Raw genomic sequence first — 14,854 nt, 5'->3', positions numbered from 1 at the left:
CAATAATATGAGTCTGTTTGAAAACAGAGACTATGTATTAATAACTGTCACCGTTAAGTACCGTGAGAACTTTGCCTGAAACAAGCTGCTTTAAAAATTAGCTTTGAAAAACTGGAGCGACACACGAGGTTCGAACTCGTGACCTCAACCTTGGCAAGGTTGCGCTCTACCAACTGAGCTAGTGTCGCAATCTGTACGTCTTTCGTTGTTCAGGGCTGCGAATTATAAGAGCATTTTTTTGTGATGCAAGTCCTTATTACAAAAAAATTTAATTTTCCGTCTAATCGGTGAAAAATAAACCAATTCATCAAATCGAAAAGATAGTGCTTCTATAATACTTCAGCTCAGCAATCGACTCTCTAATATCGTCCAAAGCTAAATGACTACCGGTTTTCTCAAATCCATCTAATACCTCTGGTTTCCAACGGCGAGTTAGCTCTTTTAATGTGCTCACATCAACATATCTATAATGGAAATACTCTTCTAAGAGCGGCATGTGTTTATATAAAAAACGTCTATCTTGACCAATACTATTACCACAAATAGGTGATTTTCCTTTTGGAACCCATTGCTCTAAGAAAGCAATAGTCTGCTTTATTGCCTCATCTTCATCTATCTGACTCGATTTAACTCGAGCGACTAAGCCACTATGAGTGTGGGTATTGGTGCACCAATCGTCCATTTTATCTAATTCAACATCAGATTGGTGGATGGCAAATACAGGACCTTCAGCTAAAATATTTAACTCGCTATCGGTAACAATGGTTGCGATTTCAATGATCTTGTGTTGCTCCGGGTCTAAGCCCGTCATTTCAAGATCGACCCAAATTAAGTTTTGCTCACTGAATGACATAGATGAATTGCCTATTTTGCCTGTAAAAGAGGTATCATACTCGTCCAATTGATAGTGATAAAGCTCAAATGAGCTAAAGGTAAACGTGGCAAAGAAGAAAAAACTAACTAAAGGTCAGGTTCGACGCGTTCGTTCCAACCAAAGTAAGCGACTAAAAAAGGAAGATTCTGTCCAATGGGATGAAGAAATGCTGGGCGGTACCAAAACAGGTCTAGTAATCACTCGCTTTGGTCAACACGCGGATGTAGAAGATCTAGAAAACAAAACTATCCATAGATGTAACTTACGCCGAGGAATAGAAAGTTTGGTTTCTGGAGATAAAGTGATTTGGCGTGCTGGATTAGAATCCATGGCGGGTATTTCTGGCGTGGTGGAAGCGGTTGAACCTAGGACATCGGTTTTAACTCGTCCTGATTATTATGATGGTCTTAAACCAGTCGCAGCAAATGTTGATCAAATGGTTATTGTCTCTTCTGTGCTACCTGAATTATCACTCAATATTATAGATAGGTACCTAATTGCTTCTGAAACTCTGAAAATTGCACCAATTATCGTTTTAAATAAGATCGATCTATTGACTGATCAGCAGATAAAAGAGTATCGAACACAACTTAAAATTTATGAAAAAATTGGCTACAAAGTGTTATTTGTTAGTAAAGAAACAGGCGTAGGTATTGAAGCCTTTGAAGCGGAACTAACTGATCGAATCAACGTATTTGTTGGTCAATCTGGTGTAGGTAAATCCAGTTTAGTCAATGCATTAATGCCCGAAGTTGATATTGAAGAAGGTGCGGTATCGTCCACTTCAGGCTTAGGCCAACACACTACCACGGCTGCACGTCTTTACCATATCACCACTGGAGGCGATCTTATCGACTCTCCTGGCATAAGGGAATTTGGTTTATGGCATTTAAACCCAGACGAAGTCACCGAAGCATTTGTTGAGTTTCGACCTCATTTAGGTGGCTGTAAATTTAGAGATTGTAAACACCTTGATGATCCAGGTTGCATCCTAAAGAAAGCGGTCGAATCAGGAGAAATTAGCCATGAACGCTTTAGCAGTTATCACCGAATTCTAGAAAGCATGGGCGAAAATAAAGCGAATCGTCAGTTTTCAAGAAACAAAAAACTCTAAAAACAGAGCGTGCTAAAATACCAATAGTTCTAAAAAGAAAAAACATTGGAGCTAGAAAAGTAACAATACTTAGACATGGGTACTAAATATAACGAATAACATTAGGGTAACTATTTCCATCAATAAAAAAGATGGGCATTAATGTTAACTATTTGCATCTTAACTAGACTAACTTAAACTTCGATAGTTATTCATGTTTCAATCGGTGGCTATGGCCTAAACAACGAGTTTTAAATTAGATATGACTTTATCAAACAAAATCAAAATTTACTTTCAATTATGGGCACCAAAACACGCCGTCACTCGCTTAGTAGGCAAGCTAGCGTCAGCACAACTCGGTAGTGTAACCACAGCCTTAATCAAAATTTTCATCAAGCAATACAATATAAATATGGCCGAAGCATTACACTCCGATCCTAGTTATTTTAAGACATTTAACGAGTTTTTTGTACGCGAACTAAAAGAAGATGCTCGTTACATTACTGAAGATTCAACGGTAATTACGCATCCAGCTGATGCTTGTGTCAGCCAGTTTGGTCCAATTAATAATGGGCAGCTTATTCAAGCGAAGAACCATGACTACTCGGCCCAAGAGTTACTCGGAGGTGATCCAGAACTTTACCAAGAGTTTGTTGATGGTAGTTTTGCAACTCTTTATTTATCGCCAAGTGATTATCATCGAGTGCATATGCCTTGTGATGGTGTCTTGCGCAGAATGATTTATGTACCTGGTGATCTCTATTCAGTGAACCCTTTAACCGCAGAAAATATCCCCAACCTATTTGCTAGAAACGAACGTGTTGTTTGCATTTTTGATACTGAATTTGGGCCAATGGCACAAATACTGGTTGGTGCCACCATTGTCGGTAGCATCGAGCTAATTTGGGCAGGTAACGTAACGCCACCGAGAGGCAATACCGTTTACCAATGGGATTACCCAGCCGAAGGAACAAGCTGTATACAGTTAAAGAAAGGTCAAGAGATGGGGCGTTTTAAACTTGGCTCAACTGTTATTAATTTATTTACGAAAGATGCCATCGAATTTGATTCAAGTATGGCCAATGGCACCAGTACCAAATTAGGCACCCCATACGCGACTATCAATAACCAGTCGCTTTAAATAATAGCCCTAAACAACATAAATAAAACAAAGCGTTGTAACTATTAAAAATATCTAAAAATAAATAGCCACTTAGATAACGTGCACAGTAAGAGTTATTTCTATAAGGACATATCTCTTACTGTGTCAATGTCTTCATAACTTGACTAAAAACAATTCTGCTACGAAAAAAATAACTTCATCTCCAAAATTCCAAGCCGATCTTAGTAAGCAAAAACCGCTTACTTTATACTCGCTTATAGTCATTTTTAAATCTTTTTACTTTAGCTGATTTCATCACCTAAAAACGAGTACTCTAGGCCATTAGATCTCTAGGTAACGATATCTCTAAGCAATAAAATTTTTAGTTAACGATACATATGAGAAGAGAATAAATATAAGCGAAAGACGTATCAGCAGAGACACTTATATCTAACATCATTGAAGTTGTATTGAAGCGATAAATAAGACTATGCCATCAATAAAAAACAGTTTCAGGATAACGGGTATAACACGATAGATTAACAGATGAGGTTGCACGCCAAATGATGAAGAAAAATATTAATATTGGAATTATTATCAAACTGTTTATTTGCTTCGTTATCCCATTGCTTGTCTTGATGCTACCAATAGATTTAATTCCTATTGATGATTTAACGCTTATCCAACACCGACTACTCGCCATATTTTTATTAGCGGCTTTACTTTGGGTTTTAGAACCTGTCCCTGTTTTTGCCACCTCGATATTAATTATCGCTTTAGAATTGGTGATGATCTCCGATAAAGGCCTCCATCTATTTCGGCAACCACCCGCGGGGCACGAGCTTGGGGAATTAATGAAATATACCGATATATTCAGTGCTTTTTCCTCACCTATTATTATCCTTTTTATGGGTGGATTTGCTCTTGCGATAGCCGCCTCGAAATACGAACTTGATAACAACTTGGCTAGAGTTCTATTAAAACCATTTGGAAACGAACCGCGATTTATTATGTTGGGTTTGATGTTAATTACTGCGGTTTTTTCAATGTTCATGTCTAACACTGCAACCACAGTTATGATGCTAGCCTTACTTGGTCCCATTGTTGCGTCTGCGACCACAGGTGATTTAGGTATAAAAGCGTTGGTACTGTGCATCCCTATTGCTGCTAATACAGGAGGTATTGCCACACCAATAGGTACACCACCCAATGCTATTGCTCTGCAATACTTAACAGGAGAAAACAGTATTGATTTCCTTTCTTGGATGATGATGGGTCTGCCGTTTGTTATCGTTCAGCTAACTTTGGCTTGGTTTCTACTACAAAAACTGTTTCCTTCTTCTCAAAAAAACATGACATTGAAATTAGACGGAGAATTTCAAAAAAGTTGGCGTGCAATAGTCGTTTATGCCACATTTGCTATCACCATTTTATTGTGGATGACCACCAAAGTACATGGCATGAATACTTATGTCGTTTCCATTATTCCATTGGCGGTGTTTACCTTGACAGGAATCATGGGTAAAGAGGAACTAAAACAGATTAACTGGGACGTACTCTGGCTTGTTGCTGGTGGTATTGCGATTGGTATTGGTTTAGATAAAACGGGACTTGCGGTGGCGTTAGCGCACGCTATCGATTATAGCGTATTATCTCCTGTTGCCGTGGTCATTACACTCTCGATTGTTTGCTGGTTAATGGCCAACTTTATGTCGAATACAGCAACGGCTAACTTATTAATGCCGATCGCAGCAGCCATAGGGGCATCGATGGAAAGCTTATCGTCCATAGGAGGCATGCAAGGATTATTGGTTGTGGTCGCTTTCTCTGCTTCGCTCGGGATGATATTACCTGTCTCGACTCCTCCTAACTCCTTGGCCTATTCAACTGGTCTCATCGAAAGTAAAGATATGGCGAAGATGGGGCTTATTATGGGCATTATAGGGTTACTTATTGTTTATGCAGCCACCTTAGTTATTACCTAAGCAAGTAAATAAACTATATGAAATCAAGCCAGTATATCTTCCCTACTGGCTTTTTTTACGGCATAGTTACGCCCATTCCGATTAACCTATAGAAACTAATTATGTCTTATGAGTGGCTAGCCCTAGCTGCCGCATTTTTGTGGGCGATTTCCAGTGTTATTTCCGTCACTCCAGCTCGGCATCTTGGTGCTTTTGCTTACAGTCGCTGGAGAATGGGCTGTACCGCAGCTATTTTAACGGTCATGGCGTTTATTTCTGGTGGCTGGCCAAGTGTATCTATTGAACATATTACACCGATGGCTTTATCTGGATTAATTGGAATATTTATTGGTGATACTGCTTTATTTGCTTGTATGAATAGGATGGGACCAAGACAAGCCGGATTATTATTTGCTTGTCATGCGGTCTTCTCAACCATTCTTGGTTATTTCTTATTTAGCGAAACAATGACTAGCCTTGAATTTTTCGGCTCTAGTTTAGTTTTTAGTGGCGTTTTAACGGCTATATTCTTCGGCAAGAAAAAACAAGGTCAGCATGATTGGGAAGCGATTAAAGGCAACCTCTGGTTAGGCTTATCACTTGGGCTGTTAGCGGCGCTTTGTCAAGCTTTAGGCGGCATAATCGCAAAACCCGTCATGCAAACCAACATCGATCCTATCGCAGCGTCAGCTATCAGGATGATTACCGCTTTTATTGCTCATCTACTATTTAGGGCAACAGGTTCTAAAATAGCCAAACCGATAAAAGCGATAAACTTAACCATATTTTCCATCACTGCATTGAATGGCTTTTTAGCCATGGCGGTAGGAATGACCCTCATTCTCTACGCTCTAAGAGAAGGGAATGTCGGCATGGTTGCTCTACTCTCTTCCACCACACCGATAATGATTTTGCCTATTCTTTGGCTGTACCTAAAACAAAGACCCAATCGGTATGCTTGGATAGGTGCACTCATCGCTGTAGTCGGAACCGGAATATTGGTCAGTTAATACAATACTCGTTTTGTCGAATCATTATGCTCTAGAAAATGAAAACGCTGTGACATGATCAATATGCTCGACACCAACAGCGAGCATGATTAACCGATCAATCCCCATAGCAACACCTGCACAAGCAGGCAGCCCAGCTTTTAACGCATCAATAAGATGATAATCAATAGGTTGGGCTTCTAAACCTAGGCTAGCCCGCTTTTGGTTATCCGCTACAAATCGAGCCAGTTGTTCTTGCGCATCATCTAATTCATGAAAGCCATTTGCTAGCTCTATCCCTTTAAAGTACACCTCAAATCGTTGTGCGACTCTCGGATCCTCAGGGTTAATTTTAGCTAAAGCCGCCTGAGATGCAGGAAAATCATAAACGAACGCAGGGGCTTCTATACCAATTTTAGGCTCGATACCGACACTAAATAATAGTTGCAATAAAGTATCTCTATCAGTTTCAGGCTCAGCGATATCACTTAACCCCAAGGTTGCGGCAACCTTCTTTAATTCACTCATCGGTGCTTCTAATGGACATACATTCAGTACACTTAAAAAAGCGTGTTGGTAAGTCATTCTTTGCCCCGATCCCGATTGTAAGATCAGTTGCAAAAGCTCATCCATTTCATCCATCAAATCATGATGGTCAAATCCTACTTGGTACCACTCAAGCATAGTAAATTCTGGATTATGATAGCGACCATTCTCTTCATTACGGAACGATTTACAAATCTGATATATTGAACCACTTCCAGCTGCGAGTAATCTTTTCATATGAAATTCTGGACTCGTCATTAGATATAAAGATTGCCCTTTTGCATAATCAGGTCCAATAAAATGGGTCTTAAAGGTATGCAAATGAATATCGGTCACCGTCGCATGGCTGATTGCAGGTGTATCTACTTCCATTACCTTTCTTTCCGAAAAAAAATGTCGAATTTGGCTGATTAGCTTTGCTCTTAAAGTCAGTAATTCTATGCTGGCATTTGGTTGCCAATTATTATTGTTCATATTTTTAAACCGATGTAACCCATTGGTGTGTATTGAAAATAAAACACATAAAATTCATCTAAGTGATCCATGTCACACATTCAATAAATGCTATGCTTTCCAATATCTTTGTACGGTAAATAACCTTCAATATCAATTTTTTCATAACACGTCTGCCGTACACTGCCTAACAGGCAGAAAATAATTTAAAACTAAACACGCATCGTTTACAGGATGTGCTTTCTCTAGTCCACCCTCTATAACTTTGCGAATACACACTGGAGGATAACTGTGCAAATAATTACCACAGATATCGCAGTGATCGGCGCCGGCGGCGCTGGTCTTCGTACTGCAATAGCGGCGGCTGAAGCCAATCCAGAGCTAGAAGTAGCTCTGATATCAAAAGTCTACCCGATGCGTTCACATACTGTAGCAGCAGAAGGAGGGTCGGCTGCTGTAATCAAAGATGAAGATTCTCTCGATAACCACTTCAACGATACAGTTGGCGGCGGTGATTGGTTGTGTGAGCAAAATGTTGTTGAATACTTTGTTGAAAACTCAACCAAAGAAATGATCCAAATGGAGCAATGGGGTTGCCCATGGAGCCGTAAAGAAAACGGTGAAGTAAACGTTCGCCGTTTTGGTGGAATGAAAGTTGAGCGCACTTGGTTTGCCGCAGATAAAACTGGCTTTCATATGTTGCACACTCTTTTCCAAACCTCAATGAAGTACAGCCAAATCAAGCGTTTTGATGAATACTTTGTTGTTGACCTTCTAGTGGAAGACGACGAAATTCAAGGTTTAATCGCAATTCATATGTCGGAAGGAGAGCTCGTCACAATTAAAGCGAAATCAGTTGTACTTGCAACTGGAGGCGCTGGACGTGTTTACAATACCAATACCAATGGTGGCATTGTCACGGGTGATGGTATGGCTCTCGCGTATCGTCACGGTGTTCCATTGCGTGATATGGAATTTGTTCAATACCATCCAACCGGCTTACCTGGAACTGGCATTCTAATGACCGAAGGTTGCCGTGGTGAAGGTGGTATCATCGTGAATAAAAACGGCTATCGCTACCTGCAAGATTATGGAATGGGACCGGAAACGCCGGTTGGTGAACCTAAAAACAAATACATGGAATTAGGCCCACGAGATAAAGTGTCTCAAGCATTCTGGCATGAGCAACAGAAAGGTAATACCATTGATCACCCACTCGGTGATGTCGTGCATCTTGATTTAAGACATTTGGGCGAAGAATATCTTCAAGAGCGCCTACCGTTTATTTGTGAATTATCCAAAGCATACGTAAACGTCGATCCAGCCAAAGAGCCTATTCCAATCAGACCAACTGTACACTACACCATGGGCGGTATCGAAACCGATCCACATTGTGAAACTAAGATAAAAGGATTATTTGCCGTTGGTGAATGTGCCTCTTCTGGGTTGCATGGAGCGAATCGATTAGGTTCCAACTCCCTAGCCGAGTTTGTTGTATTTGGTCGAGTGGCAGGTGAAAGTGCCGTAAAACATGCTGAAACTTTCAAAGGTTGGAATGATCAATCCATCGATAAGCAAGTCAAAGCTGTCGAAGATCGCATTCAAGCATTAATGAACCAAGAAGGTGACGAAAGTTGGTCAGATATTCGTACTGAAATGGGTCATTCAATGGAAGCTGGCTGTGGTATCTATCGCCGTGAAGATCTGCTGCAACAAACTATAGCCAAACTGGCAGAATTGAAAGAACGTTATAAAAAAATCAGTATCAAAGATAAAGGTAAAGTATTTAACACTGATCTTCTTTATGCCATCGAAATCGGTTACGGATTAGAAGTCGCAGAAACAATGGCACACTCAGCCATTCTTCGTCGTGAATCTCGTGGTGCGCATCAACGCCTCGATGAAGGTTGTACAGAACGTGATGATGATAACTACCTGAAACACTCATTGGCACTGTACAACAATGGTGAAGAACCAATCATCAAATATAGTGACGTAACCATCACTAAATCTCAACCGAAAGCTCGCCTATATGGTGCGGCAGCAGAAGAAGCCGCAGCGCAAGAAGTCGCTGATGCTAAAGCAGCAGAGGAGCAGAAATAATGACTGGTACTAGAATTCAAAAAGTCGATATTCTGCGTTATGACCCAGAAAAAGACGCGGAACCGTATAAGCAAACGTTCGAAGTTCCGTTTGATGACACAATGTCGGTATTAGACGCACTTGGCTATATTAAAGATAACTTAGATAAAGATCTTTCTTATCGTTGGTCTTGTCGCATGGCTATTTGTGGTTCTTGTGGCATGATGGTTAATAACTATCCGAAGCTCGCCTGTAAAACCTTCTTGCGTGATTATCCAAACGGCTTACTTATCGAACCATTGGCTAATTTCCCAATCGAAAAAGATTTAATCGTAGATATGACACCGTTTATCGAACGTCTTGAAGCGCTTAAACCTTACATACTAGGTAATGATCGTAAACCTGAGGATGGCCCAAACAACCAAACTCCGGAACAAATGGCAAAATACAAACAGTTTGCTGCTTGTATTAACTGTGGTCTCTGTTATGCAGCTTGTCCTCAGTTTGGCTTGAATCCAGAGTTTCTTGGTCCAGCAGCCATCACACTTGCTCATCGTTATAACTTAGACAGTCGCGACAACGGCAAAGCTGAACGCATGGAATTGCTTAACGGAGAAAATGGAGTATGGGGCTGTACATTCGTTGGTTTTTGTTCTGAAGTTTGCCCAAAAAGCGTTGATCCTGCAGCAGCCGTAAACCAAGGTAAAGTTGAGTCTTCTAAAGACTTTGTGATTGCTATGCTAAAACCTCAGGAGGGCTAAAGGGATGAGTAACCGTAAACCTTATGTTCGCGAAATGAAAGCGACATGGTGGCAAAAAAGTAACTTCTATCGCATGTACATGTTACGTGAAGCGACAGTACTGCCACTAATATTCTTCACGTTATGCTTAACTTGTGGCTTAGCGAGTTTAGTAAAAGGGGCTGAATCTTGGGAGGCTTGGTTAGAATTTATGGCAAATCCTGTCGTTGTAGCGATTAATATCGTCTCACTCGCAGGAAGCCTTTTCCACGCGCATACCTTCTTTAATATGTTTCCTCAAGTTATGCCGATACGCTTGAAAGGCAAACTTGTTGACAGCAAGATTTTAGTTCTTGGTCAGTGGGCTGCAGTAGCCGCTATATCATTAATTATACTCATCATTGTGTAAGGAGCTCATTGTGGTTAATAAACATCCAAAACGTTCAGACGAGCCCGTATGGTGGGGATTATTCGGTGCTGGAGGAACATGGTTTGCCATGATTACTCCCATCACTATTTTGGTACTCGGTATTCTTGTTCCACTCGGAGTTATCGATGCGGAAGCGATGAGTTATGAAAGAGTAGCCGATTTTTCTACCAGCTTTATTGGTGCTCTTTTTGTTATTGCCAGCCTAGCGTTACCAATGTGGCACGCAATGCACAGACTTCATCATGGTATGCACGATCTAAAACTGCATACTGGTGTGGTAGGTAAAATTGCTTGTTACTTTGTTGCTGGTTTAATTTCAGCGCTCAGTGTTATTTTTATCTATATGATTTAACTTTATCTCAAATAATAGCCAACTAACGACTATTATTTGTCGAGTTAACACATTAAGCAAAACCCCATTAAAAAAGCCCGTACAAGTACGGGCTTTCATCATGATTAGCAACGTTAATTCATTATTACTTAACACGACCAACGTATTCAGCGGAACGAGTATCCACTTTAATTACTTCACCAATTTGGATAAACAGAGGAACACGAACCACAGCACCAGTAGAAAGGGTTGCGGGTTTACCACCTGTACCTGCCGTATCGCCTTTCAGCCCTGGATCGGTATCAGTAACCTCTAGTTCAACAAAGTTTGGCGGTGTTACTGAAATAGGATTATCATTCCACAGCGTAATCATGCAGGAGTTGTTTTCAACTAACCACTTCGCACTATCACCAACTGCTTTAACATCAGCAGCAATTTGTTCGAATGTTTCTGCATTCATAAAGTGATAGAATTCGCCATCTGAGTAAAGATAATCTAGATCGATATCCATTACGTCTGCTTGTTCAAAGCTTTCACCAGACTTAAATGTTTTCTCTAGCACTTTACCAGAAAGTAGTTTGCGCAGCTTTACGCGGTTAAATGCTTGGCCTTTACCCGGCTTTACGTATTCATTGTCAAGAATTACGCAAGGCTCGTTATCAAGCATAAACTTAAGACCGCCTTTAAATTCATTAGTGCTAACTGTAGCCATTTTGTCCTCTTAAATTTTCTTCGAGTTAAATTTTAATGTCGCATATCATACCCCGAAAACCTGTCTCTGTTGAGCAAAACTGGCTCAATGCATTAACGAATGCGATCTCCGATCCTGAAACCCTATTAAAAATACTACAAATTCCGCAATCTGACTGGCCAAAAGATAAAACTGGCCAGATAAATTTCTTGGCAAAGAAGCAATTTTCTCAACGTGTTCCTATCGATTTCATCAATAAAATGGAAAAAGGTAATATTAACGATCCATTGCTTTTGCAAGTTTTACCACTAAATGCTGAACTAGATATTCATCCAGGTTACTCAAGCGATCCGTTGCAAGAACAAGATAATCCACAACCAAGCCTTTTACATAAATACAAAAATAGAGCACTTCTTATCCTTAAAGGAGGTTGTGCTATCAACTGTCGCTACTGTTTTAGGCGTCACTTTCCATACAATGAAAATAAGGGTAGCAAGGTCGTTTGGCAGCAAAATATCGACTACATCAGCCAACATACCGAGCTCAATGAAGTGATTCTATCTGGCGGTGATCCATTAATGGCAAAAGATCAGGAATTAGAGTGGCTGATCGAAAAACTTAGCCAAATAAATCACATTAAGCGTTTGAGAATTCATTCTCGTCTACCGGTAGTTATCCCATCGAGAGTCACAGACAATCTATGCGCAACCTTACATAAAACCAGGCTACAGGTTGTATTTGTTTCTCATATCAATCACGCCAATGAAATAGATGATAAGCTCACAAGGGCGTTGCATAAGCTAAAATTAGCGGGTGTTCATTTACTTAATCAAGCTGTTTTGCTAAAAGGAATTAATGACAACGCCAATGCACAAGTGGATTTAAATGAAGCATTATTTGATGCTGGTGTGCAACCTTACTATCTGCATGTATTAGACAAAGTTCAAGGCGCCGCCCATTTTTACATTAGTGATCAAGAAGCTAAAAAGATAATGGCTGAGGTGATGACTCGAGTTTCGGGCTACCTCGTTCCTAAACTGACCAGAGAAATAGGCGGCAGGCCAAGTAAAACCCCATTAGATTTAGGGCTAGAGTAAACGAACAATAAGTGGGGCTGAATATAATCATCAGTCCCACTTATTGCCAGATCTATTTTATCGCTTAGCCATACGGGATTTTTCACAGCGTAAGAGCGAGGAAATTGATAAACTAAGTTATGACTCATTAGTACTTTCAAAGATTTTATCCGCTGAAGCGGCAACAAACCCTTGATATAATTCACCATTATTCATCGGATATCTTAGAGCAAATTCATAAAACCCACCCGGAATTGTCTCTACGCCATCAGAAAATTGAACCGATACTTTATCCGCCATCGTCGATGATTGTTCTAATAAGACTTTCGCTGAACCTTTTACTTCACCACCCGCCTCATTAATAGCAAAACCATTTACTCTTAAATGATCATTCACTGACTTCACGTTATCAAATTCAGCCAATTGATTAACACTAACGGTAAAGTGATTCGCTCCGTAACCATGAGCCGCTAACCAAGCTGCATATTCACTCTCTTTTAAAAGCTGTTGATACTCTTGATAACTGCAATCCCATAACCTTCCGCCATAAAGAAAATTAGCGTGGGTTAATTTTTCTTTATCAATTTGAGCAATCATTTTTTTGACTATTTTTTGCACTAAAGGCGAACACAAATCGACTTCTAGCTGACTGATAAATACTTTCGGTTTAGTTCGATCAGGGTGCTCATAGTGCTTAGCAGTGAGGTGTTTTTTTTCGAAAAGATAATCACCACATTCTTTATAGCCAAGTGCTAAAAACGGTTTAGCCAGAGAAGCAATGCCACACGTTGATAAAGAGAATGTTCTCAAAGCAATGTGATCGTTAATTAGCGCCTCATTTTCTTCGAGTAAATCATGAACTTTTTTTGCCGATGGACAAAGACGTTCTATATAGTCATTCCATAAATTTTGAAATAAGCCATCTAGTGACATGCTCGCTCCTTAGTTAACTTAAACTCTAGATAGTTGCCGTTAGGTAAACAACCGATCGAGTGTTATTCGCTTTTTACAACGTTATTCCCGGGTTCAATGTGGCGGGAAGCAACGTTTCGCTCCCTTCCATTGACGCCATAGGATAAGCACAATAATCAGCCGCATAATAAGCACTTGGTCGTAAGTTCCCAGAGGCTCCCGGCCCACCAAATGGTGCATCACCACTAGCGCCCGTTAACTGACGATTACGATTAACTATTCCGGCACGAATATGGTCGACAAAATATTGCCACTCATTATCATCGGTTGAAATGAGCCCAGCCGATAAACCAAAGCGGGTATCGTTGGCTAACTCTATCGCGTGAGAAAAATCTTGATAACGAATAACTTGTAACAGCGGTCCGAAATACTCTTCATCTGGTAGTGACGCAACCGCGGTCACATCAATTAATCCAGGCGAAACAAATGCAGCTTTTGTCTGCTTTGCTTCTACTATCGAGCAAGCACCCAATTCCAATAGTTTTGTTTGCGCATTGATAATAAACTCTGCGGCAGCTATTGATATTTGCGGCCCCATAAATGGTTGAGGATCAGCAAATGGTTCATCCATAACAATATGCTTAATAGCGGTGGTCAATTGTTCAATTAACAGATCGCCTTTGTCACCTATAGGAACATAAAGACGTCGTGCACAAGTACAACGCTGACCGGCACTTATAAACGCCGACTGAATAATCGTGTATACCGTGGCATTAAGTTCGCCATATTGTTCAGAAATAACCATGGGGTTATTTCCTCCCATTTCTAGAGCCAACATTTTACCGGGTTGACCAGCAAATTGACGATGCAGCAAATTGCCCGTATTGGCACTACCAGTAAATAATAAACCGTCAATACCCTTTGATTCAGCCAAAGCGATTCCGGTATCTTTGCCGCCTTGTACTAAGTTAATCACGCCAGCAGGCAAACCGACTTTATGCCATAATTTCATGATAAATTCGGCCGTTGCTGGTGTCTGTTCAGATGGTTTATAAACCACTGTGTTACCAGCCAGAAGTGCCGGAACCATATGCCCATTAGGCAAATGAGCAGGAAAGTTATAAGGACCAAATATAGCCATAACACCGAGTGGTTTATGACGAAGCACCACTTGGTTATCACCCACTTCGCGGTGCGTTTCCCCAGTTCGATCATGATAAGCTCGAATAGAAATCGCAATTTTTCCTGCTACAGCAGCCGCTTCAGTACGTGTTTCCCAAAGAGGTTTTCCGGTTTCTTCAGCAATAATTCGAGCAATACCTTCACTGTTTGCTTTTACTTCTTCAGCAAACGCAAGCAATACGGCTTCTCTTTCGGCAAAACTACGCTTTTTCCATTCAATTAAAGCACCACGAGCTGCTTTTACGGCTTGCTCAACTTGAGTTGACGTTGCACTATTACCTTGCCATATTACGTTGCCGTTATACGGTGAAGTCGATTCCATCGCAACACCTTGACCCTTTATCCATTGGCCATCTATCCATTGAACCGTGAAATCCTGCTCCATTGTT

Annotated in this window: 14 protein-coding genes and 1 tRNA gene; 9 read left to right on the top strand and 6 right to left on the bottom strand. The window is 40.6% G+C overall.

Annotated elements, in window-relative coordinates; all coding sequences use genetic code 11:
* Positions 1-112: 112 nt before the first annotated feature.
* Positions 113-188 (bottom strand) — tRNA-Gly (locus R3X26_RS07560).
* 119 nt (positions 189-307) lie between these two features.
* A complete protein-coding gene (gene orn, locus R3X26_RS07555; RefSeq protein WP_317716608.1) occupies positions 308-853 on the bottom strand; it encodes an oligoribonuclease in 546 nt (181 codons plus the stop codon).
* An 85-nt stretch (positions 854-938) separates the two neighbouring features.
* Here orn and rsgA point away from each other — a divergent pair, with 85 nt between their 5' ends.
* The 4 genes from rsgA (at position 939) to R3X26_RS07535 (ending at position 6,043) form a co-directional block, all read left to right on the top strand.
* On the top strand, positions 939-1,988 hold the full coding sequence (rsgA, locus tag R3X26_RS07550; RefSeq protein WP_317716607.1) for a small ribosomal subunit biogenesis GTPase RsgA: 1,050 nt from the start codon (positions 939-941) through the stop codon (positions 1,986-1,988).
* A 241-nt stretch (positions 1,989-2,229) separates the two neighbouring features.
* A complete protein-coding gene (gene asd, locus R3X26_RS07545; RefSeq protein WP_317716606.1) occupies positions 2,230-3,108 on the top strand; it encodes an archaetidylserine decarboxylase in 879 nt (292 codons plus the stop codon).
* Between the two features lie 527 nt (positions 3,109-3,635).
* A complete protein-coding gene (locus tag R3X26_RS07540; RefSeq protein WP_317716613.1) occupies positions 3,636-5,054 on the top strand; it encodes an SLC13 family permease in 1,419 nt (472 codons plus the stop codon).
* 101 nt (positions 5,055-5,155) lie between these two features.
* On the top strand, positions 5,156-6,043 hold the full coding sequence (locus tag R3X26_RS07535; RefSeq protein WP_317716605.1) for a DMT family transporter: 888 nt from the start codon (positions 5,156-5,158) through the stop codon (positions 6,041-6,043).
* Positions 6,044-6,067: 24 nt separating this feature from the next.
* Here R3X26_RS07535 and epmA read toward each other — a convergent pair whose 3' ends face one another.
* On the bottom strand, positions 6,068-7,042 hold the full coding sequence (gene epmA, locus R3X26_RS07530; protein WP_317716604.1) for an elongation factor P--(R)-beta-lysine ligase: 975 nt from the start codon (positions 7,040-7,042) through the stop codon (positions 6,068-6,070).
* Between the two features lie 270 nt (positions 7,043-7,312).
* Here epmA and frdA point away from each other — a divergent pair, with 270 nt between their 5' ends.
* The 4 genes from frdA to frdD are packed head-to-tail and all read left to right on the top strand — an operon-like array spanning position 7,313 to position 10,625.
* Positions 7,313-9,124: a fumarate reductase (quinol) flavoprotein subunit gene (frdA, locus tag R3X26_RS07525; RefSeq protein WP_317716603.1), complete on the top strand. Its 1,812-nt coding sequence runs from the start codon at positions 7,313-7,315 to the stop codon at positions 9,122-9,124.
* Positions 9,124-9,864 (top strand): succinate dehydrogenase/fumarate reductase iron-sulfur subunit, encoded by a 741-nt coding sequence (locus R3X26_RS07520; protein ID WP_317716602.1) that lies wholly within the window; start codon positions 9,124-9,126, stop codon positions 9,862-9,864. Before frdA ends, R3X26_RS07520 begins: the two co-directional genes overlap by 1 nt.
* 4 nt (positions 9,865-9,868) lie before the next feature.
* On the top strand, positions 9,869-10,252 hold the full coding sequence (gene frdC, locus R3X26_RS07515) for a fumarate reductase subunit FrdC (RefSeq protein ID WP_317716601.1): 384 nt from the start codon (positions 9,869-9,871) through the stop codon (positions 10,250-10,252).
* 10 nt (positions 10,253-10,262) lie between these two features.
* On the top strand, positions 10,263-10,625 hold the full coding sequence (gene frdD / locus R3X26_RS07510) for a fumarate reductase subunit FrdD (RefSeq protein WP_317716600.1): 363 nt from the start codon (positions 10,263-10,265) through the stop codon (positions 10,623-10,625).
* Between the two features lie 124 nt (positions 10,626-10,749).
* On the opposite strand, the gene efp is transcribed toward frdD, so the two are convergent.
* Positions 10,750-11,316 (bottom strand): elongation factor P, encoded by a 567-nt coding sequence (gene efp / locus R3X26_RS07505; RefSeq protein WP_317716599.1) that lies wholly within the window; start codon positions 11,314-11,316, stop codon positions 10,750-10,752.
* Between the two features lie 35 nt (positions 11,317-11,351).
* On the opposite strand from efp, the gene epmB reads away from it, so the two are divergent.
* Positions 11,352-12,392 (top strand): EF-P beta-lysylation protein EpmB, encoded by a 1,041-nt coding sequence (gene epmB, locus R3X26_RS07500; RefSeq protein WP_317716598.1) that lies wholly within the window; start codon positions 11,352-11,354, stop codon positions 12,390-12,392.
* A gap of 117 nt (positions 12,393-12,509) precedes the next feature.
* Here the strand turns inward: epmB and R3X26_RS07495 are convergent, their stop codons facing one another.
* On the bottom strand, positions 12,510-13,304 hold the full coding sequence (locus tag R3X26_RS07495; RefSeq protein WP_317716597.1) for a DUF1338 domain-containing protein: 795 nt from the start codon (positions 13,302-13,304) through the stop codon (positions 12,510-12,512).
* A 73-nt stretch (positions 13,305-13,377) separates the two neighbouring features.
* A complete protein-coding gene (astD, locus tag R3X26_RS07490; RefSeq protein WP_317716596.1) occupies positions 13,378-14,850 on the bottom strand; it encodes a succinylglutamate-semialdehyde dehydrogenase in 1,473 nt (490 codons plus the stop codon).
* Positions 14,851-14,854 lie beyond the last annotated feature (4 nt).

It is taken from the genome of Vibrio sp. TH_r3 (genome assembly GCF_033101115.1).
In the GTDB taxonomy this organism is placed as follows: Bacteria; Pseudomonadota; Gammaproteobacteria; order Enterobacterales; family Vibrionaceae; genus Vibrio.
This window is presented reverse-complemented; position numbering and strand designations above follow the sequence as displayed.